This window comes from Streptomyces sp. NPDC058683 (assembly GCF_042716195.1).
GTDB lineage: Bacteria > Actinomycetota > Actinomycetes > Streptomycetales > Streptomycetaceae > Streptomyces.
In genome coordinates this window covers 38,394-58,838 of sequence record NZ_JBHXSK010000066.1, presented here as the reverse complement: position 1 = coordinate 58,838, position 20,445 = coordinate 38,394, and the positions used below count along the sequence as shown (strand labels likewise).

19 protein-coding genes and 3 pseudogenes are annotated in these 20,445 nt (G+C 68.6%); 7 read left to right on the top strand and 15 right to left on the bottom strand.

Translation table 11 applies throughout. The annotated features are described in order from the left end of the window. Positions 1–501: 501 nt before the first annotated feature. Entirely contained in the window at positions 502–1,422 is a 921-nt protein-coding gene (locus ACFWXC_RS46355; RefSeq protein WP_384489129.1) for a JmjC domain-containing protein, read from the bottom strand. Positions 1,423–1,712: 290 nt separating this feature from the next. Beyond that, complete coding sequence (locus ACFWXC_RS46350; protein WP_384489128.1) at positions 1,713–2,399, bottom strand: LmbU family transcriptional regulator; 687 nt, start codon at positions 2,397–2,399, stop codon at positions 1,713–1,715. A gap of 523 nt (positions 2,400–2,922) precedes the next feature. Here ACFWXC_RS46350 and ACFWXC_RS46345 point away from each other — a divergent pair. Continuing rightward, positions 2,923–3,960: a LuxR C-terminal-related transcriptional regulator gene (locus ACFWXC_RS46345; protein ID WP_384489126.1), complete on the top strand. Its 1,038-nt coding sequence runs from the start codon at positions 2,923–2,925 to the stop codon at positions 3,958–3,960. A gap of 388 nt (positions 3,961–4,348) precedes the next feature. Further along, positions 4,349–4,831, top strand: a complete 483-nt coding sequence (locus ACFWXC_RS46340; RefSeq protein WP_384489124.1) for a hypothetical protein — start codon at positions 4,349–4,351, stop codon at positions 4,829–4,831. 105 nt (positions 4,832–4,936) lie between these two features. Here ACFWXC_RS46340 and ACFWXC_RS46335 read toward each other — a convergent pair whose 3' ends face one another. Beyond that, on the bottom strand, positions 4,937–5,155 hold the full coding sequence (locus ACFWXC_RS46335) for a response regulator transcription factor (protein WP_384489122.1): 219 nt from the start codon (positions 5,153–5,155) through the stop codon (positions 4,937–4,939). 657 nt (positions 5,156–5,812) lie between these two features. Here ACFWXC_RS46335 and ACFWXC_RS46330 point away from each other — a divergent pair. Both ACFWXC_RS46330 and ACFWXC_RS46325 read left to right on the top strand, forming a co-directional pair. Next, positions 5,813–6,055: pseudogene (locus ACFWXC_RS46330) on the top strand (YcaO-like family protein); the annotation flags it as partial. 1,100 nt (positions 6,056–7,155) lie between these two features. Next, the gene (locus ACFWXC_RS46325; protein WP_384489120.1) at positions 7,156–8,052 is read left to right on the top strand and encodes a DUF5655 domain-containing protein; all 897 of its coding nucleotides are present in this window, start codon (positions 7,156–7,158) and stop codon (positions 8,050–8,052) included. A 174-nt stretch (positions 8,053–8,226) separates the two neighbouring features. Here the strand turns inward: ACFWXC_RS46325 and ACFWXC_RS46320 are convergent. The 4 genes and pseudogenes from ACFWXC_RS46320 to ACFWXC_RS46305 form a co-directional block, all read right to left on the bottom strand. Beyond that, positions 8,227–8,454: pseudogene (locus ACFWXC_RS46320) on the bottom strand (DUF317 domain-containing protein); the annotation flags it as partial. 39 nt (positions 8,455–8,493) lie between these two features. Continuing rightward, positions 8,494–9,594, bottom strand: coding sequence for a DUF317 domain-containing protein (locus ACFWXC_RS46315; protein ID WP_384489118.1), 1,101 nt, complete (start codon positions 9,592–9,594; stop codon positions 8,494–8,496). A 65-nt stretch (positions 9,595–9,659) separates the two neighbouring features. After that, a complete protein-coding gene (locus ACFWXC_RS46310; RefSeq protein WP_384489116.1) occupies positions 9,660–10,778 on the bottom strand; it encodes a DnaB-like helicase N-terminal domain-containing protein in 1,119 nt (372 codons plus the stop codon). Continuing rightward, complete coding sequence (locus ACFWXC_RS46305) at positions 10,778–12,043, bottom strand: DNA cytosine methyltransferase (RefSeq protein WP_384489139.1); 1,266 nt, start codon at positions 12,041–12,043, stop codon at positions 10,778–10,780. The genes ACFWXC_RS46310 and ACFWXC_RS46305 overlap by 1 nt, the downstream gene beginning before the upstream one ends. Positions 12,044–12,132: 89 nt before the next feature. Here ACFWXC_RS46305 and ACFWXC_RS46300 point away from each other — a divergent pair, with 89 nt between their 5' ends. After that, complete coding sequence (locus tag ACFWXC_RS46300) at positions 12,133–12,408, top strand: hypothetical protein (protein WP_384489114.1); 276 nt, start codon at positions 12,133–12,135, stop codon at positions 12,406–12,408. A 150-nt stretch (positions 12,409–12,558) separates the two neighbouring features. Then, positions 12,559–13,185 (top strand): hypothetical protein, encoded by a 627-nt coding sequence (locus tag ACFWXC_RS46295; RefSeq protein WP_384489112.1) that lies wholly within the window; start codon positions 12,559–12,561, stop codon positions 13,183–13,185. Between the two features lie 22 nt (positions 13,186–13,207). On the opposite strand, the gene ACFWXC_RS46290 is transcribed toward ACFWXC_RS46295, so the two are convergent. Continuing rightward, positions 13,208–13,681 (bottom strand): hypothetical protein, encoded by a 474-nt coding sequence (locus tag ACFWXC_RS46290; protein ID WP_384489110.1) that lies wholly within the window; start codon positions 13,679–13,681, stop codon positions 13,208–13,210. 18 nt (positions 13,682–13,699) lie between these two features. Between ACFWXC_RS46290 and ACFWXC_RS46285 the strand changes: the two genes are divergently transcribed. Continuing rightward, positions 13,700–14,002: a hypothetical protein gene (locus tag ACFWXC_RS46285; RefSeq protein WP_384489108.1), complete on the top strand. Its 303-nt coding sequence runs from the start codon at positions 13,700–13,702 to the stop codon at positions 14,000–14,002. A 9-nt stretch (positions 14,003–14,011) separates the two neighbouring features. Here the strand turns inward: ACFWXC_RS46285 and ACFWXC_RS46280 are convergent, their stop codons facing one another. From ACFWXC_RS46280 to ACFWXC_RS46250, 7 genes and pseudogenes are all read right to left on the bottom strand, one after another. Further along, positions 14,012–14,596 (bottom strand): hypothetical protein, encoded by a 585-nt coding sequence (locus tag ACFWXC_RS46280; RefSeq protein ID WP_384489106.1) that lies wholly within the window; start codon positions 14,594–14,596, stop codon positions 14,012–14,014. 102 nt (positions 14,597–14,698) lie between these two features. Further along, positions 14,699–15,505 (bottom strand): hypothetical protein, encoded by an 807-nt coding sequence (locus tag ACFWXC_RS46275; RefSeq protein WP_384489104.1) that lies wholly within the window; start codon positions 15,503–15,505, stop codon positions 14,699–14,701. Positions 15,506–15,529: 24 nt separating this feature from the next. Further along, positions 15,530–15,931: a DUF317 domain-containing protein gene (locus ACFWXC_RS46270; RefSeq protein ID WP_384489102.1), complete on the bottom strand. Its 402-nt coding sequence runs from the start codon at positions 15,929–15,931 to the stop codon at positions 15,530–15,532. A 212-nt stretch (positions 15,932–16,143) separates the two neighbouring features. Continuing rightward, positions 16,144–16,728, bottom strand: coding sequence for a GNAT family N-acetyltransferase (locus tag ACFWXC_RS46265; RefSeq protein ID WP_384489100.1), 585 nt, complete (start codon positions 16,726–16,728; stop codon positions 16,144–16,146). 109 nt (positions 16,729–16,837) lie between these two features. Continuing rightward, positions 16,838–17,625, bottom strand: a pseudogene (istB, locus tag ACFWXC_RS46260) (IS21-like element helper ATPase IstB). Further along, a complete protein-coding gene (gene istA / locus ACFWXC_RS46255; RefSeq protein ID WP_384489098.1) occupies positions 17,622–19,262 on the bottom strand; it encodes an IS21 family transposase in 1,641 nt (546 codons plus the stop codon). Before istA ends, istB begins: the two are co-directional and overlap by 4 nt. Before the next feature lie 153 nt (positions 19,263–19,415). After that, positions 19,416–19,805 (bottom strand): DUF317 domain-containing protein, encoded by a 390-nt coding sequence (locus ACFWXC_RS46250; protein ID WP_384489096.1) that lies wholly within the window; start codon positions 19,803–19,805, stop codon positions 19,416–19,418. Positions 19,806–20,445: the final 640 nt, after the last annotated feature.

Sequence of the window (20,445 nt, the reverse complement as noted above, 5' to 3'; positions counted from 1 at the left end):
CGGCGCCCCCCCCCCGGGATCCGCCAGGGCGGGGGCCGCCGGTGACGCGTCAGGGGCTGAGCGTCAGATGCACGAGGAGTCGACGACCACGTTCGTGCCACCCACGATGTCGTCGAGCTCCTCGTCGGTGAGCGCCGCGATGTCGATCTGAGTGTTCTCCATTTTATTTCCCTTTCTTTCCCCTGCCCGGTGGCAGGCCTACAAGAGTCGGCATCCCCTTTCCGGGGATCACCGTTGGAAGAAAACTATCCCGCCGCTTACGGCATCTCAATGCTTTCCAGGGATCAGAAAATCCAGAGAGGGGGCAAGTTTGAATAAATGGGACAAATATTGCACACAATTCAGACATATAGCTTCTGCTCGAATGGATTCCGAACCCTTTTCTGGGGCGCATTGTCTCGCCGGCGGGACGGTGTCCGCGCGGGGCGAAAAAAGGCAGCAATAAGCCGTGCGAAAACCTTGGACGGTTTTCGCACGGCTTATTGCTGCCAGAGTCTGGGGTCACACGCTCCGGGCTGCCGCGAGGCCGGTCAGGGACAGCTCCGGCCGCGGTCCGGGCATCTTGGCGCGCTGGCCACGCCGGGCCACTTCCATCAGATCCCGCGGGGTCAGTTCGGCCAGCCTGCCGCGGGCGTGATCCAGCAACCGCTTTCCGGCGGCAGTGATCGTCTCGTCGTCCACGGGCAGTGGGTCCATCGTCAACCCGTCGAAGGCCAACCGTTGCAGGGCGCGCAGGAGTTCGACCACACCGACCTCCCTGATGGTCAGCGACAGGTGCACCGACAGCCCGCCATCGCCGACAGCCCGATGGGCCCAGCCGCGCGGGATGTAGAGGACTTCGCCGGCGCGCACGACGGTGTGCAGGACCTCGGCGGGGTGGGGTGCTGAGGTCGGGCCGGGCCTCCAGTTCCCGTCGGCCGGCCCCTCGTGGACGCTCCACTCCTTGCTCCCGGCGACCTGTACGACCAGCACGTCCGCGTCGTCGCGGTGCAGGGGAAGTCCCTGGTGCCCGGCCGGGGTGACGAAGTAGAAGGCTTCCACGGCCAGCCCCGTCTCCTGAGCCAGCGCGGCCAGTACGCTCCGGGTCGGCGCATGCCACTGGTCGATGCAGCGCAGCAACAGGGTGGCGCCGTCCTCCAGCAGGGCCCGGATCTTCGCCTCGTCGGCGAAACCCTGATGGACGGTGCGGTGGACGGTGCGCGGGGAGGTGTAGGAGCCGATGTCCAGCGAGGTCTCGGCGCGGACCATCTCGATGTAGGGCGCGCGCAGCAGCCCGTCGGCGAGTGCCGCGTCGGCATCGGCGAGCGTGAAGGGGGTGAAGGCGCCGCCCTCCCACCGGAATACCGCCGGCTCCCTGCGCCAGTAGGACGCCATGAATACGTCGGGGTCACCAACCCACCGGGCGAGTGTGGGGCTGTTCACGCGAAGCCTCCTGGACGGGTAAGAGCCTTTCGTGAAGGCTCTCCCGCACCTGCGGCGGATTCCAGTCCCGGGTTTTCGGGACCGCGTGGACCGCGTTCTCCGACTGGTTCGTCGGGCCCCGACACGGTGACCGGACCTGTGCCGCGTACGGCACTCGGGGCTTCGTGCCGGTGCTCCGTGTGAGGTGACGCGGGAATGCGCCGGACCATCTCCCTCCGGTGACATGCCACGAGACGTCGCGCCGGGCCGGCGCCCCGACAGCCCCCGAGGCATGTCCCGGTGGGACTGGTTCAGACCGCCTCGCCCAATGCGGCCCGGTCGGCGAGGCCGCAGAGCCAGGCGGCGACGTCACCGCCCTCACAGTCGGCCGCGCGCTGCCACCTCACCCAGCGGTGTCCCTCGACCTCAAGGTGCAGCCGAGTCTTGGGCCCGCCGCCCGACATGGTGTCGACGGCCCTCTCCGCGCGCATCCGCCTGCGCAGTTCGGCCTTCGACCAGCCGTGCCCAGCCGCTTCCCCGAGCCAGTGATCCTGTTCCTCGGGCGTCAGCGCGGCCACCTCCTGATGATGCTGGAAGCTGAGGTCGTGCCGTCTGCGGGCGACGTCGACCTTCCGGGCCACCCAGGCGTAGTTACGGAGCGTCTGATAGTCCAACGCGGTCCGTTCGATCGCCCTGCGATAGCGGTCGGGGAACACCTTGCTGCCGTAGACCAGCCAGTCCCCGGCCCACCAGGCGGAAGAGTCCGCGACGGCGTGCAGTTGCTCGCCGATCCTCAGCCATGCGGGAAAGGGCAGGTCCGTGGGGAGCAGCAGGGCGGTGCGCCGGGCCTGTGCAGGACCACTCAGCCCGAGGCGTCCCGTGTCCGGTACGCCGGACGCGGGCGGCTCCGGTTGCCCAGGCGCGCCGCGCCGGGGCGTCCCAGACCGAGTTGGACGTCGGAAGGGTTCGACGGGGCTGCTGCCCGGGTCATGCGGCATGGATGTCCTCGCTGAACGTGTGTCGGTCCGAACCCGTCCGAGCAGTGTCGGGCCGGGCCGGAAGAAGAAGCCGGGGACAGACTGCCTGTCACCGAGCGGAAATCCCATCCACCGCGTCCGTCACCAAGCTGCCACGCAGCAAGGCGTCACACCGACAAAGGGAGCAGACGGGCGGCGCAGCGATGGCGTCCCGCCGGGTGGCGTAGCCGGTCGACTGACCGGAACCCGCGGGTCACGCCCGGTACTTCGACCGGCTGAGGCACCCCCGGTGGCTCACCGGGCCACTTCGCGTGCCGCGTCGGCGGAGAGATCGTCGCAAGCCGAGTACCGAAAGGCGAAGCGCGTGATCGTCTACGCCACCTCGCGGGACGCGGTGGCGGCAGCCGGCGTATGGCGCTGGATCACATGCGAGAGTGTGCGCTTCCGACACACCGTGTTACGCCTGGGAAAAACATTCACCGTGAGTCGCCCCGGCCAACGGGGACACCTCCGGATCTCGCTCACATATGCGGATACTGATCGAATGGACGACTCGCCAACAACGGCGCCGCAGCATCCTTCCCTCGACGAGGACGACATCCTGCTCTACGGATGGGTTCTCGACGGCGGGAGTGGAGGCCAGCGTCACGCGGCCTCCGAACTCGGCCTTTCCGCCCCCCGGGCCGCCGCGGCACTGAGCCGGCTCGACAGTCTCGGGCTTGTGCGGGCCGATCCGTCGGAACCCGGCACATGGAGAGCAGTGGATCCCGACGCCGTGGCCACCAGGCTAACCGCTGGTCTGCGCGACTCCATCCGCCAGCAGAAGGAACAACTGGACCGCGTCCAGGACGACATCGGTCGACTGCGCGAGCGTTTCCTCGCGCACCGCCCCGGCGTCCGTGATTCCGCGGTCGAGGTGATACCGACGCTGGAGGAGGTGAGGGCGGCGCTGAACCGGGCTTCCGCCGAATGCGAGAACGAGGTGATCAGCAGTCAGCCCGGAGGCAACAGTCGCCTCCCGGAAGCGATGCAGGAAGCCCTGAAGCGTGATCAGGACCTCCTGTCCCGCGGGCTGCGGATGCGGACGTTGTATCACCACACCGCGCGGTTCAACGGGCCGAGCCAGGCTTATGTGGCTGCGGCGACAGGCCTGGGCGCGGAGTACCGCACCGCGCACGAGCTGTTCGGCCGCTTGATCATCTTTGATCGAAAGCTCGCCTTCCTCCCCGAGAAGAGCGGGAGTTGGGGCGCGGTCGTCATCCGAGAACCAACCATTGTCGGCTACCTCTACGACATATTCGAGCAGACCTGGGTCCGCGCCACTCCCTTCTCTGACGCGGCTCAGGACGGCCTCGAACGGGTGGCCAAGGAGATCCACCACACGATCGTGGACCTGCTGGCAGCGGGCCTGAAGGACGAGTCCATCGCCCGCCGGCTGGGGATGTCGCTCCGCACGGCACGTCGTCACATCGCCGACATCATGGAGAGTCTCGGTGCGGACAGCCGCTTCCAGGCGGGAGTACTCGCTGCCAAGGCGCAGCTGACGCGCCCCCTAGCGGCCCCCGGGACCACGGAAACGTGACTTGCGGATCGTGCCCGGGGTGCAGGAAAGTCACCACGGGCACGACGGTTCGTGCCCAAGGTCCCTCGCGACCGGGCGGAACCACGTTCCGTGTCGCACGGCATCAAGGGCCCGCACGGCTTTCCCCGGAGGTATCCCGCAAGGAGAACTCTTCACGTCGGCGCCACCGTTTCGTCCGCTCGGGGCTGTCCTCGCTCCGACCTCCGCCACGGCGGTCGGAGCCGCAGCCCTTCCGGTGGATCTGCTGTCGTAGTGTCTCTCCTCGGGTGCCGGTGGGACCGCAACACATCGAGGACGCCCCCTCCCGCGACAACGCTTCGACGGAGCAGCGCCTTTCTCCGGCTTTCGAAAACATGTCTGCGTGAGCTGAAGAGTCAAGGAGACACGCATGGCCGCGGCTTCGTCCTTCCAGGACGAACTGGACAGATTCCTGACCGACATTGCGATGTCCTTCGCCACGCACCGCAGCCGAAGTGCCGCCGTCGTCTGGCCGAGGGGCGAAAGCCTGGTGCTCCAGGCCGTCACGGCCTCGCACGGTCGGGCGGAGCCGTCCCGGGACGGCTCCGCCTCCGCCGTCGGACGTCGGCTCGGCGAGCTGCTTGACCGGCAGGTCCAGGTCGGCCTCCGCACCGTGGAGGCCGGGCACGTCGAGGAAGATCAGCACATTACGGCCGATACCTTCGTCGTCATGGTGAAGGGCGTTGTGGAGGTACGGCTCCAGCCTCTCGGCGCCGACTGGCCCGCCGAAGTCACGGAGTTCCATCACCGGCTGCTGGCGGGTCAGGTCCTCTACGCGCCTGCGCAATTCAGCTGTTCGGTGACCGGGCAGCACAGCTCCGCTCTGCTGCTCGAACTGACTCTCGACGCCTGAAACGGAAGCGCCGGCACTGCCCCTCCCGGCGGCCCGATCCATGGCCGTGCGCCGGCCGACACTCCCTCTTGACCAGCGAGGGAGCGCCGACCGTGCGCAGGGCCGTCAGTCGAGGTAGCCCTCCTGCAGCGCCAGGACAACGAGCTGCGTCCGGTTCGCCGTTCCTGTCTTGCCCCGTATGCGGCGCAGATAGGTGTCGACGGTATGGCGACTGATACCGAGCTTATGGGCGATGGCCCAGTCCGTAGCACCTTCCGAGAGAAGGGCCAGGACTTGCCGTTCGCGGGAAGTGAGTGGGGGTGGCGCTGCCTGCGGTCCTGTCATGTCTCGACTCCTCATGTGCGTGAGTTCAGTTGGTCACCCGGGCGATTGCGGATGCGGGTCAGCCGCCCCAGGAGGTGTCGTCGCAAGCGGGAAACTCCGGAGTGCTGACGCAGACTGCCTCACTGGTGGTCCGCTGCGACCGCTCGGACTCGTTGGACTGGGTGGAAACCAGCAGGGCAACGGCGATCAGGGCGGTGACTGTCGCACAGACCCGGACACGCTGTGTGCGAAACAGACGCTTCATGCCACGTTCTCCTGTATCTCGGGCGGTCTGCTGGGGGGCGACCGCCATGTAGGAACGCAGAACAGCGTGTGCCGTCAGAGGGCATCGTGGCGACGGGAGGGAGGCCTCACCTAACTGCATGGCAGCAAGGCGACAATTGGCGATCAACCCCCAATGTCAACAGGTGGTGACAAGTGCGACATCTCGGGGGGTGTTTGATCTAGGGGGATTACCCTTTACCTCCCGGTGGGTTCCTCCCCGGGTGGGTGTTGCCGGACGTCGCGGCGATAGCGCGAGGGGCGCGAGAGGCGGAATAACCGCCTCCGGCATACGGCGTCCGAACCCCCGCCGGGCCGGTCTTCGTCGGGCCAGCCACCTGGAAGGCAGCGTCACATTTAGATGCGGGCTCGGACGGAGACCGTGCGTCCGCGCCCTTCGACGAGAACCGGCCCGGCGAGTAGACCCCGGTCTGGTCGCTCACCGCCGGCCGGCAGCGGCTGCTGCCCACCTCCCTGCTCTACTTCGACCCGAGGGACGCCGACAGGGACGGACTGCGCGCCGATTCAAACGGCAACGCCGCGGGCGGCAGTGTGGAGGACGCCGTCCTCCAGGGCTTCATGGAACTCATCGAACGCCACGCAGTCGCCCTGTGGTGGTACAACCGGGCACGTCGGCCGATCCGGTCGCCGCGCTGATGTTCACGCCGGTAAGTGGGACCGCTACGGCCGCACCGCACCCCGCTGACGTAGTCATCACGCACGATGACACCTTCTTGTCATCACCCAGGAGGCTGTCGTGCCTCCAGCAGTCACGAGAGCGGCGGAGCGTGGATGCTCAGCCCGCCACGAGGTGGACGCGAACAGCACCGCGCGGGTCGCCGGTCGGGGCCGAGGGAGAGATCCTTCGCCTCAGCTAGACGCCACAAGAACTCGTCCGTTCAGAGGCCCCGGTAGCGGCCATTCCCTCCCCGCCGGGCTACGGAGAGAAGCTGGATGAGCACGGCGATTTGCTGAGCAAGGTTGGGATCATCCCCGCGGGTGCGGGGAGCAGCGGTAGGCGAGGAACGGATCCCGCAGCCGGTCGGGAACATCCCCGCGGGCGCGGGGGTGGACCGATGCCCATGCGTGAAGCGATCTTGACCGCCTTGTGTTTCCCGTCGACGCGGGAGTCATCCGCACGTTGCGACGTCCCGCTCGGGGGCAAACTGGCGGGGGCCGCCACCCCTGGCCGCATCGAGCTCCAATATGCCTCTGAGCAGGCACTTTGCTGTTCCGGTGCAGGGCTACGTCTACCGCCTGGATCGGGCCTCATCTGGGTGTTTCTGGCTGTTCCTGACCGCTGTTGGTCACGCGTTGGTCATGCGTTGGTCATGCGACCAACCATCGGCTCGGCCCCTGCGAGCGTTCGCGCCAGAGGGGCCGTCTCGCTTATGAGAAGGCTCGCATGGAGGCCGACCAGCCCGTGGTGCGGGGCTGGGGATGTGAGCGAGTTCCGGTTCAATATCTAGCCCGTCACTAAGCGTCACGTCGCTGATCTGGCGCGCGTGCAGTTCAAATGGGGTCTGGCTCTTCGGGGGCAGGCCCCTTGATTTTTACCGTGCTGGATTCGTGCTGGATGTCTGTGTGGCCCGCTGGCATGCGGGGGTGCTGTGTCTCTGCGACGGTTCATTGACCCACCGCGCGACCGTTCGGCACACGTTCTTCGCAGGCTTGGCGGCCGTTGCGGAAACAAATCTTGGCCCGCTCGACGTTGTCGATCCCCTACGCGGAAACGGGGGGTGGTCAGCTTGAAGTTGTTTCGTACGCACACAACGAGACGCGGCGTGACCGAGGTCACGCCGCGTCTTGCTGAGGTCGAGGCCGATGTGCAGGGCATCGTCGAGGCGCACATGGAGACGCTGCTGGGCGTGCGGTTCCTGGCGAGCGAGTACAGCACTGGACCCGTACACGGGGGCCGGATCGACTCGCTCGGCCTGGATGAGAACGGATCGCCGGTCATCGTCGAGTACAAGCGGGGTGTCGACGCGGGCGTCATCAACCAGGGCCTGTTCTACCTGGCCTGGCTGATGGACCACCGGGCAGAGTTCGAGCACCTGGTCCGCGACCGGCTCGGGGTGACGGCCGCGTCCCAGGTCCTGTGGAGCGGTCCGCGCCTGATCTGCATTGCCGGCGATTTCACCCGCTACGACGTGCATGCCGTGCGCGAGCACCGGCGCTCAATCGACCTGGTCCGCTACCGACTTTTCGGCAGCGACCTGCTCGGGCTTGAGACCGTGGCCTCCGTGAGCGGCGGCATGAAGGTGGCCCGCCGGGCACGGCGCCAGCCAGTTGCCCGGGCAGCGGCCGACGTCCAGGGCGCGGCGATGACGGAGTTGGCGGGCGCGGTCGACGAGGTTCTGCTCGGGCTCGGGGACGGCGTGAACCGCGTGGAGCGCAAGACCTACCGGGCGTATCAGCGGCTGCGGAACTTCGCCTGCATGTGCCCGCCGCAGCGCAGCAAGCTGCTGGTCTACCTGAAGGTCGACCCGAAGGACGTCGACCTCGTTCCGGGTTTTACCCGGGACGTGTCCGGTCTGGGTCACCACGGGACGGGCGACCTGGAGGTCCAGCTCCGTACGCTGAGGGACGTGGAGCGTGCGCAGGATCTGTTCCGGGCGAGCTACGCGGCGGCGTGAACGGCTACCGCTGCACGGCACCTGGCGGATTGCGCTTCGAGTCGTGTCGGTTGTGGGCGGTTCCTTTCGGCGTCCGGGCAGGTGATGGCGGTGGACTATCTATGGTCCGCGGGATCGCCGGTTTGGCCAACCGGCGATCCCAGGCTATGTTGCCCCGCTCGTGCGAGCCGATGATCAGCGTGATCGGCTGGCGGGATGGCCGGTCGTGACCGCCGGAGTCGCCGGCGCACTGGTGGCGAGACGGGTCATGTGCTCGCGGCCTGGCCGGACCTGGCGTGTGCCGGTTCCGTGGGTGAGTTCCTCGGCGAGGTCAGCGAGGAGAGCGGCCGGGGTGTAGACGGAGGCCCGGATGGCCCAAGTGGTGTTGTTGACGTCGCTGCCGGCCCAGATGGTCCAGGTGTCGAGGGGGCTGTTGGGGTTCTGGGCGGCGAAGGCGTCGAACTATACTCCGGCGTCCTCGGAGGGATTCGTCCACCGGATCCAGCGTCCGTCGACGGTATGCGTCCAGCCGGCGTCCGTGAGGGGTTTGGTGGCGGCGGTGACGGTCTTGTCGGTGATGGGGCTGCCGAGGGCGGTGTCCGAGGCGTCGCCGTCGGCGAGATGGGTGAGCAGGGTCTGGAGTACGGGTTCGGGTGTGGTTCCGGTCGCGGTGAGATGCCACATGCGCTCGGACACGGGTGTCTCGTAGGCGGCCACGGTCCAGGCGGTGTCGCGGGGGCCGGCTTCGTGCACCCGCTCGATCCGAAGGGTCTGGTCCTCGTGGATGGCGTGGGTGGTGTGGTCGGACCAGGTGCGCCACTTCTCCCAGTCGCCGTGGCAGTCGAGGAACGCGTCGAGGAGCGCGTCGTGGTCGCCGGCATCGGCCAGGTAGACGGGGACGGTCTCCGGCTCCGTCAGCGAGGGTTGGGATTTGGCCGTGGTGACGTCGAAGACGGAGCGCGCTGCGATGGCGGCGTGCTCGGTGTCGGTCAGGGGTGCCGGTCCGGGGCGCATCTCGGCCGCGTGGACCTTCTCGAAGACCGCCAGCGCCTGGGCGGGTGAGTCGAAGGTGTCGGCGACCTGACGCAGGTGGTCCTCGCCGTGCAGGTAGACGGACTTGCCGCCCGGGTGGAGGTAGGTGCCGACCGCGACGGTGGTGTGGCCGTCGTGGGCGTGTGCGTGTACGAGGAGGTAGCCGTGGCGGATGTCGTCGTGGATTTTCTGCGCCTGGTTGGAGATCTCGCGGATTTCGCTGCGGGTGCACCACGGCATCGGGTAGTCCGGCCAGGTCCATTCCTCGTCGATGGCTTCCTGGAGCCGCGGAGTGATCTCGACGGTGATGCCTTCGGCGGTCAGGTGCTTGGCTGCGTCGTCGGCCCAGTAGGGCTCCTCGTGATCGATGCGGGCCAGGACCAGGACGTTGGTGGCGGCGACGCTCCAGTCGGCAGCCTGCAGAGCCACGGCGGCGACGTGGGCTTGGCTGCCGGTCAGGAGGGCCTGCACGGCGCTCGGGTGAGTGGGGTGGGTGTCGAGGCGGACGTGGGCGTCGATGGCGGGAGTCACGTGGGGGTCTCGTCTGTTCTGTCGGTGGCCGTGCCTTCGGGTCCGGCCACCGGCGTACTCGGGAGCTATCGGGTTGCTCGTGTGGACCGGGCGGCGTGCGCGACCGTGGTGGTCGGCGGGCCGGCGCGGGTGGTGGGCGCGGGTTGCTGCCGCTGTGGCGGGGTGGCTGCGGTGGCGTGCTGCCAGCGGGTGCGGACGGCGGAGATGTCGGCGAGGGAGCGGCGGGCGCCGACGACGAGCTGGAACGGGGTGTTCGCCGGGTCGCCGGCGTATGCCTCGATGCGTCGGCCGGTGTGCTCGGCGACAGCCAGGAGAGAGCGCTGCAGGGCGCGCTCGCCCCAGTGCTCCACGGAACCAGCCGGTTCGGCCAGCATGCGGAGCACCTCGCCGGGGTTGCTTGCGTCGTCGAGCAGGCCGCGCTGCTGGGCTTCCCACAGGACCGTGACCGGGTCGATGGGCTCGCGGCGGCGGGCCAGGGCGGTCAGGCACTGCCACAGGCCGACGTGCAAGGGCAGGGTGAAGTCGTCCGGGAGCAGCCACCGGACGGACTCGATGTCGGCGGGGTAGGCGGTAGCGGTCGCGAGCAGCAGCTGCTCTTCCTCCACCGCCTCCGTGCACTCGGCCGGAACGGGCGGCGAAGGTGCCCCGGCCCGGGGCAGCACGCCTGAGCGGGGCGGGAAGCGGGCTGCGATGTCGTCCACGACCGCGGCGAGCGCGCCGGCCTCGGCGAGCACCGTCTGGACAGGGTGCGGGAGGGAGGCATTGTGGATGGTCTGGACGAGGCGTTCGGCGGCGGCCTGCAGGCGGCGGCGGGCGTGTTCGGCCTCGACCATCCGTGCGTAAGCCGCTGCGTGGCGGGGCCAAGGGCAGACCTGGACGAAGGCGTGCAGGTCGGAGGCGGTCAGTCCGCGTGCCTGCTCGCGTGTTCTGGCGAGCACACGCGCGAGCCACGTGGTGTTCGTCGCGTGCTCGGCCGGGTCGGGCGGCTGCAGGGTGCTGATCGCGGCGAACACGGCGGCGTGCGCGGCGGTGGAGAAGGAGTCGGCGGCGATGCCGGTCACGTCGCCGAGACGGTGCGGATCGAGGAGGAGGGCCCCGAGGAGGGCCTGCTCGACGTGGAACACCGGCTGCGGCCGTGCGCTGGTGTAGAGGTCGTCTTCGTCGGGTTCGGGGGTGTGGGACATCAGGCGGCGAGAGTGAAGTCGTCGGGGTTGAGGCGGGCGCCGAGGTGCGGGGCGAGGAGGTGGCTGGCGAGCAGCGGCGGTACGGCGTTGCCGATCTGCGAGAACTGCTGGCCCTTGTTGCCCGCCCAGGGGTAGTCGGCGGGGAAGGTCTGCAGGAGGCCGGCCTCGCGGGCGGTGATCCGGATCGGCTCCGGCACCGCCAGTGCGTCCGTGTCCTTGGTCGGAGGCGAAGTAGCTTCGGCAACCCAGGTGCACTCGTTGGCCCGGTGCCCGAAGAACAGCGTGCCTGCCGGCTCGGACAGCGGACGGACGGTGGCGTTGGCCTGGTTGTTGCTGCGCAGGGACCAGGACCAGCCGTGGGCCTGGGCCGTGAACGCAGTCGCCGGAAGGCCGGCAGCCCGGTTCTGGCGGGTGCCGTGCCGGGCCGCCCATCCGGCGCCTTCTCGACGGGACTGCAGGATCACCGGCCGGGGCATCCAGGTGCCGCGCTCCCGGGCCTCGGAGAGCGTCTTGCGGGAGCCCGACGGGAACGGCTCGGGTCCGCCGCCGGGCCCGCCGCCGGCGCAGACGGTAGGAACGGGCCGGTCGGTCGCGCCCCACCCCAGGGCCTCGGCCATGCTGACCCAACGGGCGCGGCCCGGCCCGAACAGCGACTCCGGCTCGGCGACTTGAGAATGCGTGGGCGTGGGAGGCTGCGCCGTACGAATCCGGGAGGCCAGCAGGATCGCCCGCCTCCTGGTCTGGGGGACGCCGAAGTCGGCGGCGTTGAGGATCCCGCACCAGACGGAGAACCCCCACCCGCGCAGGACGGCCGCGTACTGCTTCCACAGGGGCAGGACGTCGGGGACCTCTTCCATCACCACCCACTCGGGCTCACCCACGGCGTTGAGGGCGTACAGGTAGCGCATCGGCTCGGCGGCCAGCAGCGAGCGAGCGTCCGCGCAGGCCGTAAGGAGTCGTTCACGTGTGTCGCGTCCGGCGGCGAGGTCGGCGACGGCCTGGTGGACGAGCGGCTGGTCGACGAGCCCGAGCCGCTTGCCGGCCATCGACCATGCCTGGCACGGAGGGGAGGCGATCAGCCCGATCACCCGTCCCGAGAAGACCCCCACCGGGTAGGCGGCGACATCGGTGCGGATCGTCAACTGACCAGCCGCGGTCCGGGTCTTGCAGGCCCACTCATCCCATTCCAGGCCCACGTCGCGCGCGCCGAGGACGGTGAGGGCGTGGCCCCAGCCGCCGGGGCCGGCGAACAGGTCGAGGACGATCCGTCTCACGTGGCGAGCCCGAAGTCGTCCTGCACCGGCTCTGTTTCGGCTCCGCGACAGGCCCAGGGGGAGCAGCCGTCGACCACTCTGTGCTCCAGCTCCTCCACGACGGCTGCCTGGTCGTCGAGTTCCTGCCGGCGGGCGGCCCACTCGGCGGCGGTGACGTGGTCGATGGGTGCGTGGTCGAGCGGGACACGGGAGCGGTGCAGGAACGCCTGCCCGAGCAGCCTGTTCCCGGAAGCGTTCGCGCGGGCGTTGCCCTGGCGGATCGCCGCGTCGAAAGCGACGGCATCCGCCCATTCCTCCGGGCTGGTATCCCGGATATGGCGCCACTGTGCGTTTCCGTGAAAGGGGCAAGTTATTGAGAATTGAGACAGGGCTGTGACCTTTCGATTGGAGGACGATGGACCTTGGTGATGGGCGATGAAGAGCAGCAGGTAGGAGACGCCTCAGGTGCAGGCAAGGGACGTCTCTTGCCCCTTCAGTTCAGGCAGCCAGATCGGTAGCGTGTGGTCGTGAGGGAGCACCCATACGACGCGGCTGACATCAAGGTTCTGGAGTTCGACGACGCAGTGCGCAAGCGGGTGGGCATGTACTTCGGGGTGGCTCGTGGAGATTCGAGGCTGCCGACCCACGTGCTGTGTGCCGTGGCGCGCCACGCGCTTCATCCGGCAACAAGGGTTGCTGCGGAGCACACGCTGCGCGCTGTCGTTGAGATCACTGGTGATCTCAGCTTCACCATGGTTATGGACCAGCCTCATGCTTGGGACGGCTCGGATACTCCCGCCCTGGGTTACTTCGACTCTCTCTTGGGTCCTGAGTGGTGGCTGTTGGCAGCCGCGGCGGCGCTGTCTGAGCGGGTCACGGTCGAGATGTGGTCCGCAGGACGTGGCTTTGGCCAGGACCTCGTTGGTACTCGCCCACTCTCTGGTCCCCAGGAATTCGATTCGCCGGAAGGCAGCGGCACGAAGGTGGCCTTCGCTTTCGACCCGACGCATGTCGGTCCGGACTTTGTCCTCCCCACGGATCTTGAGAACCTCGACCTGCATGGCCCGCACTGCTCAGCGCCTGCCGGCTCCGGACATGTGCTGATCCGGGATCTCCGCCACGCTTCGGCTGGGCAGGAAGTTATGCACCGTTAGCTGTGCTTCCGGTTGGGCGGCGTTATTTGTTGGACTGCTTTCCCTGCATCGTCCCGCGCCCTTTTTTTGGTATTTCTGTGTCTTCTGTGCCGGTGCTCATGCGTCGGCTGGCCGTGCCCATGAGCTCGGTGAGCGGGATGAAAGCGGCGTCGGCCCCCCGTTCCGTGGGCGTAGGGCCAGCCGGGGTTGGAATGTCGGCGAGTCGTTGTGCGAGGGCCGTGACGGCGTCGCGGTCGCCTTCGAGGGCTTCACGTTCGTCGTCGGTCAGGTCGAGCTGTTCGAGCATCTGCTCGATACCGCCCTTGACCTTGAGGAGCTGGCCGCGGGTGGACTCTTTGGGGACGTAGAACGGGCAGCGTGCGCAGGCCAGTCGGTGGGGGCACTTGGCGAAGAAGTCGTAGCTGCAGCAGCCCTCGCCCAGGTCGTAGTACTTCCAGGGCTGTTCTCCGCCGGCGGCGGCGCCGGTGAGGATGGACTCGCGGTTACTGTCTGGCAAGGGACTGGGGAGGGATGCGTGGGGGAGACAGCCACATACGAGGTCTGGCGTGGCGACACCTTGATCGGCGCGCTGTGGGACGTGAGCATCGATCAACCGTGGTTTCTCTGCCGCTTCGTGCCAGGAGCAGGCTGGGATGAGCTCGGTCCGCTCTTCGCCGCTCAGGAGGAGGCGCGACGTCAGCACTTTCCTGAGCACCTGATTGGGGCGATTGCCGCCGTGCGAGATCTCGGGGTGGAACTGCGGCCTGTGGCGGGTGGTGAGCTGATTCGCCCCTGGATGATCTATCTCAGCGAGGGGCGAGCCAGCTTTCGGTACTGACTCTCCTCGTCAGCTCCTGTGTCGGCGTGGAGTCGGGATGCCAAGGTCAACGGACGGTCGCTGGGTTCGGCGTTGTGTTTCGTCGCGCTTGGAGCGGAGGAAGGTGAGGGTGAGGTCGATGCCTTCGGTCTCGCCGACCCAGCCCTCGGCTTCGGCGCGTGCTCGACGGTCCAGGAGGTCGGCCTCCAGTTCCACGAGGCGGGCAGCATCTTGGGGTTGACGTGGAGCATCGGGCAGCGGATGCAGGCGTGCTCGTGTTGGCAGGGGGTCCCGTAGGGGCGCCCGCAGGAGCCGAAAGTGCAGGTCTGGTGCGCCTGCCGGCTGGCCGGGACTCCGGCGGGTCGCCCAGGCCAGGTCGACGAGGTCGTGGGTGTGGGCCAGGAGCCTGTACATCGCGATGCCGGCACGCTCGCGTACGTCCCGCGTGGTGTCCGGTGGCAGCAGGTAGAGCGTGCGGTCCAGGTGTTCACGGGGGAGCAAGCCGGCCGTGGTGAGCAGCCGGTGGGCGTCGCGGATGTGGCGGTTGAGGATGACGAAGGTGTGCCCGTCGTCGGTGGACCCGATGAATACGTCGGGGACGTCCAGAATTGACACGGTGGCCCGGGAGATTCGGCGAGCGGAGCGGGGAGGGACGGCAGTGGACTCGCGGAGACGGACGGAAAGGGGGCCCGCAGCAGGGCGGGAAGCGAGACAAGATCAACGGGTGGCGGCGCGTGTTGCCTTGGCGCTCAGGCTGGTGGAGGGCCGGGCAGCGGTGAGGGCAGGGGCCCGTGGCCGGCCGAAGGCGGCCGCCAGGCCCTGACAGCCGTCAGCGGTGAGGCGGACGCGTTCGGCCTGGAGCCGGAGCGGACAGGGTTCGCGTGACACCAGACCGCGGCCCTCCAGTGACCGGATGGTGCTGATGGAGACACGCAGGTCGTCGCTGCGGAGGTACGGCTTGCCGCCCGCGATCGTCACCTTGCCCTGGGCGACGGCGCGCAGCGCGGCCTCCTGAGCGTAGGAAAGCGTCGGCGGCTGGTGCGTGGGGCGAGCGCCCTGGCGGCGCCGTTCGGTGACGAACACCTCGGCGGTCGTGAAGGCATCGGGGGCGCCGAGCGCCGTCAGGTTGCGTACCAGGGCGAGGCGGCTTCCGGCCTCTCCCACGGCCTGCTGGTAGGTCAGCAGCGGGCCCCCGTCCGGCAGCGGGATTCCGGCGCGGGCAAGGTCGAGGATGTCCACTGCGTCGAGGAGATGGCCAGATGCGTCCGTGGTGAGCTGGGCGAGCTGTTTCACCCGCGCGTAAACGGTGTAGATCGCGGGGCTGTGATGCATCGACTGCGCGTTGAGGATGTCCACGATATGCAGGGCCGAATCGGCGAGGTGCTGGGTGGAGTCGACCTGTTGGGTGAGTGCCGTGGTGGGGCTGGAGTCGGTCAGCCGGATCCGGGTCAGGGCGTCGTTGTGTCGGGTGAAGTCACAGGCCAGGAGCAGGAGGTGCTCGGCCGGTGCGGTCGGATGGTTCATCGGGGGGTCTCGTTCGGCGGCGGGTCAGCGGCGGCGGACGGCGAGGTTGATCTGGGCGTCGGCGTGGTCGACGTGTGGATTCACGGTGGAGGGGCGCACGGCGGTGATGAGCACGTCGTCCAGGTCCTGCACGAGGTAGGGGAGGTCACGGAAGGTGCGCTCGACGGGCGTGGTCGTCGCTAGGTGAGTGAAGAACTGGGCGATGACCTCCTCGGGGGTCTCCTGGGTGAAGGAGGCGCCCCAGTGGGTGTCGAAGCCGTCGTACACGTGGTGCCGGAAGCGCCACGGGGTCTGTTGTGCCGGGGTGTGCTGCAGGTGGCAGTGACCATCGGGCGAGGTGAAGACGCCGCCGCCCTCATGGCGCCTGGCTAGGGCGACGTTCAGCGGCCCCACCAAAGCGACTCCAACTGGCTCCAGCTCACGCATGATTCGTGAAGATCAGGCGTCGTGAAGTGGCTCCGGAGGGCGGTTTGATCTGGGACCACCGGGCGGCTGATCAGGACGCCGGCACCCAGTAACGATGCTTCTCTCCGGCCCTGTCAACGAACTGGCCGCCGGTCGTTTCGATCACGCGGTGGGAGTAGGCGGTGTTCATCTCATCGCAGGCCAAGGGGAACTGCGGGATGGATCGGGAAGCCTCAGTCTCCTCGGATGCGGGCATGCAGATGCATGTCGTGCCGGCCATCGTCATGCACGGCGGCGCTGCGTTTGGTGCCTTCCAGGAGGTAGCCGGACTTGGTGGCGACCCTGCACGAGGCGTGGTTGCGGGTGGAGTGGTCCAGCTCCAGACGGTGGAAGCCGATCTCGTTCAGGGCCCAGGCTGTGAGGGCATCGAGGCCGTGCGAGGCGACACCGGCGCCGCGGGCTGCCGGGAGTACCCAGTAGGCCATGCCGGCTATGCCGTCGTCGAAGTCCAGGCCGCGTAGCGCCAGCCGGCCGAGTACCTCGTCGCCGTCGCGGGTGATCGCCCAGTGGCCGCCCTTCTCGTGTTTCCAGTCCTGGCGGTATGCGTCGAACCATTCCCGGACCTGGGCTTCGGAGCAGGGCCGCCGCGTGTGCCAGCGGCGGATCTCATCATCCTGGTAAGCAGACAGGAACGCTGGCACGTCGGCTTCTTCCCAGGGGCGCAACAGCAAGCCGCCGGTGGCGGGGAGCACGGGTTGGGGGGAGCCACCGAGCAAACCGGAGGCAATGACGGGCGGCGTCGACAGAGCGCGAGTCATGCACCATGATCACCCGACGCCGACCACACACGTCAACAATGAGCCGGTCGCCAACGCGTCACGACCGCCACGGCGGCTCGCCAGACCCTGCGGACTCGTGCGCTGGACGCTACTTGATCCCGTTGGTCTTGTTCGCTTTGGTGCGGGCCAGGCGGTAGGACTCCGTTCCGGTCTCGATCAGGGTGGCGTTGAAGGTGAGCCGGTCGACGATGGCCGCGCAGAGCCGGGGGTCGGTGAAGGTCTTGGACCAGCCAGTGAACGCCTCGTTGGAGGCGATCGCGATGCTGTTTTTCTCCTCCCGCTCGGTCAGAACCTGGAAAAGCATCTCGGCGCCGCGGCGGTCGAGTTCGAGGTAGCCGAGTTCGTCGATTTCGAGCAGATCGACGCGTCCGTAGCGGGCGATGGTCTTGCCGAGCTGCTTGTCGTCGGCGGCTTCGACGAGTTCGTTCACCAGGCTGGCTGCGGTGGTGTAGCGGACGCGGTAGCCGGCCATGGCGGCTGCGGTGCCCAGGCCAATGAGCAGGTGGGACTTGCCGGTTCCGGAGTCCCCGATCAGACAGAGCGGGTAGCCCTTGGTGATCCAGTCGCAGGTGGCGAGGTTGTGGATCACGGCCGGGTCGACGTTGGGGTTGGCGCGGTAGTCGAAGTCGCGCAGGGACTTCTCGCGCGGGAAGTGGGCGGCGCGGATGCGGCGTTCGGCCCGACGGCGGTCGCGGTCCTCGCACTCGGCCATCAGCAGCTCGGCGAGAAAGCCTGCGTAGGACAGGCCCTCGCGTTCGGCGCGGGCGAGGTGTCGGCGGCCTGGGCTCGCATGGTGGGCAGCCGGAGCATGCGGCAGGCGGTGTCGATCGCGGCGTCGGACGCCTGGGCGGTCAGGGCGTGATGAGCGGCAGTCATGAGGAGTCCTTCCGGCGCAGGTGGAGCAGTTCGTCCCACTGCTCCAGGCGGGGCAGGGGGCGGGCGTCTTCGGGCAGGGGCCTGGCCAGGCGGTGCGCGGTGAGGTGGCTGACCTGCGGCAGCTGCGGGTCGGCAGGCTCCGGCCGATGGGGGGTTGCCGGAGCGGCGGTGACGGTGGGGGCCCGGCCATCGGCCTGTGCGGACTTGCGGGCCTCCAGAGCCACCACGTCCTCGCTGCAGGTGCCCAGCTTGAGCGCGGCGCGAAGGCCCGCAATCACGTTGGCGTGCTGCTGATGGCGGTGCAGGAGCAGGATCCTGACCAGGGCTTTCGTTCCGTCAATCTCGCCGAGCCGCTGCTTGGCCAGAGCCCAGAACGCCTCGTGCTCGGCGGTGAAGGTGCCCTCGGCGCGGGCCTGATGCAGCGCCTCGGAACGGTCCAGCGCGCCGGGCTTGCGCAGCAGCACCTCCAGGTAGTGGTCCAGGACCAGGTGCTCCAGGCCCCGGCCGGCGAGCCGGACATGGCGGGCGATTTCGCGGCGGCCCTCGAAGACGACCAGCATGTCGCCGGTCAGGTGGACGGTGACCTTGCGGTCGATGAACCGGACCGGGACGGAGTAGGAGCACATCTTGACGGTGATCCGGCTGTAGCGGTCGACCCGTGGCTGGAAGGTCATCGCCGTCTCGAACGGCTCCGGCGGCAGAGGCAGCAGGTGCGGCGCCTCACGGGTGAAGTCCTGTCCGATGGTGCGGATCCGGGAGCCGATGCGGCGCTCCAGCTCTCGCTGTTCGAACCCGGCGATCTGCCCGTTGAGGTCCTCCAGCGTGTCCACTCGTGGGACCGGGGTGAGGTAGTTGCGGCGGAAGTAGCCCACCTGCCCCTCCACTCCGCCCTTCTCATGGGCGCCGCGCAGTCCCGGCTCGCAGTAGAACGCGGTGAACCCGTAGAACTCGCGCAGCGCGGTCCACTTCGGGTTTTCCTCCCGCAGCCGGCTGCGGAACATCACCTTGCTGACCGCCGGGGTGAGATTGTCGTAGCGGACCTGCCCGGCCGGCACCCCTCCCAGCACAGACAGGGCGTGCACGTGGCCCTCGAAGAACGCCTGCTGCCCGCATGAGCGCGAGAGCCGGTGCACCGCCCGGCCCGAGTAGGCCAGCCGGAACGCGAACAGGAAGCACTTCACCCGCTCCCCGGCCAGGTCGACCCACACCTCCCCGAAGTCCACCTCCGCATCCGCGCCTGGCGCGTTGTGCCGGATCAAGTAGCCCTCGGCCGCGACCCCACCCTCTTCGGCGATCGCCCGGCGGCGGGCGGTGACGAAATCACGCACCGTCGTGTAGGGCAGGGTGACGCCGAACTCCTCCTCCAGCCGCGTACCGATCCGCTTGGCGGTGTGCCGCTGCTTGCGCGGCGCTTCAAGGTCGGCGCGGAGCCACTGGTCGACCGTCTTCTTGTACGGCTCCATCCGCGGCGAGGTCCGTACCGGCCGCTTCCGCGGCTTCGGCACCGGCGAGGCCAGCGCCTCCCGCACCAGACGACGGTGCACCCCGTACTTCTTCGACAACGCCCGGATCGACAGCCCCCGCTGCCAGCTGTCACGGCGAATCCGGTCAAACAACTCCTGCTTGGACAAGGACATCCACAGCACCCACCCTCGGCGGACCACAACCACCGTGGCACCGCAAGACCCGAGGTGGGGCCACTTCGCCTCGCCACAACCCCTCAGTACCCCCAAACGCCCCTCCCACTGGAGCCAGTTGGAGTCGCCTTGGTGGGGCCGGTGAACGTCGCCCTAGCCATGGCGCCAGTGGTTCAGGTCGGCGATCTCGGTGAGCGCGCTGGTCGTGAGCGGGATCCGGTCGGCGTGACGGAAATCGCCTGCCAGTTGGGGCAGTACCTGGGTGACGGCGGCGATGGCCTCGATCGGGGTCTGCCGCGTGAACCGGGCCTCCCAGAACGGCTCGTGGTGCGCGATGGACCACCACTGCCCGTGTGTGTGGCGGGAGCCGAAGGTCACGAACAGGCTGGTGACGGTGATGCGTCCGGCCGCACGGTCGTGTTCGCCCGGCCAGCCGAACAGGTGGATCAGCGGACCGATCGCGTCGGCGAGCCGGTCGATTCCGGCGCCTGCCAGATGGCGTGGTGAGACCAGGACGCGGTCCTTGGGCGCGAAGTGCGTCACCGGCGTGCGCCGCGCACCGCAGAAGGCGTGGAGGAGGCCCGAGCGGGCTGGCCGCAGCTGTGGGGCGCGGCCTGGCCAGAGCCTGGTGTCCCAGCCTGGTGACGGTGATCTTCTGCCCGCGCGACAGCCGGGTGCTCATGTCCCGGCCGACGAGCCCGCGCTTGTTCAGGGCCCGGAAGGTGGCGATCGAGATACGGGTGCCGTCCGCGGTCGCCACACGGATCACGCCCGGCCCTCGCCGCGCCCCCTCGTACAGCATTCCGTTGCCGCGAGCGAGGGACTTGAGGGCGTCGTACTGGGTGCCGGTCAGAGCGGGGACGGCAGCCTCCTGGGCCGAGTCCGTTGTGTCGCGGGCGGCGCGGAAGGCATGGGCGATGGCGGTGGCGACGGAGTGGCATCCGGTCGCGCTCAGGTCGAGCTGGTGGCAGGCGTCGGCGAGGAGCCCGGTCATCTTCGGGAGGGCCTCGGTATGGCGAGCGGTGCGCGCCGAGGCGTCGTCCGCGGGATAGCCGTCGAACGGCGCCCCGTCGTAGGGGTTGGCGAACAGCGCGCCGGCGAGGTCGTTACCGGCCACGGTGGAGGCGACCGCGACCGAGGCCAGGCACTCCAGGCTGGAGCGGCTCCCTGCGACGAGGGTGTA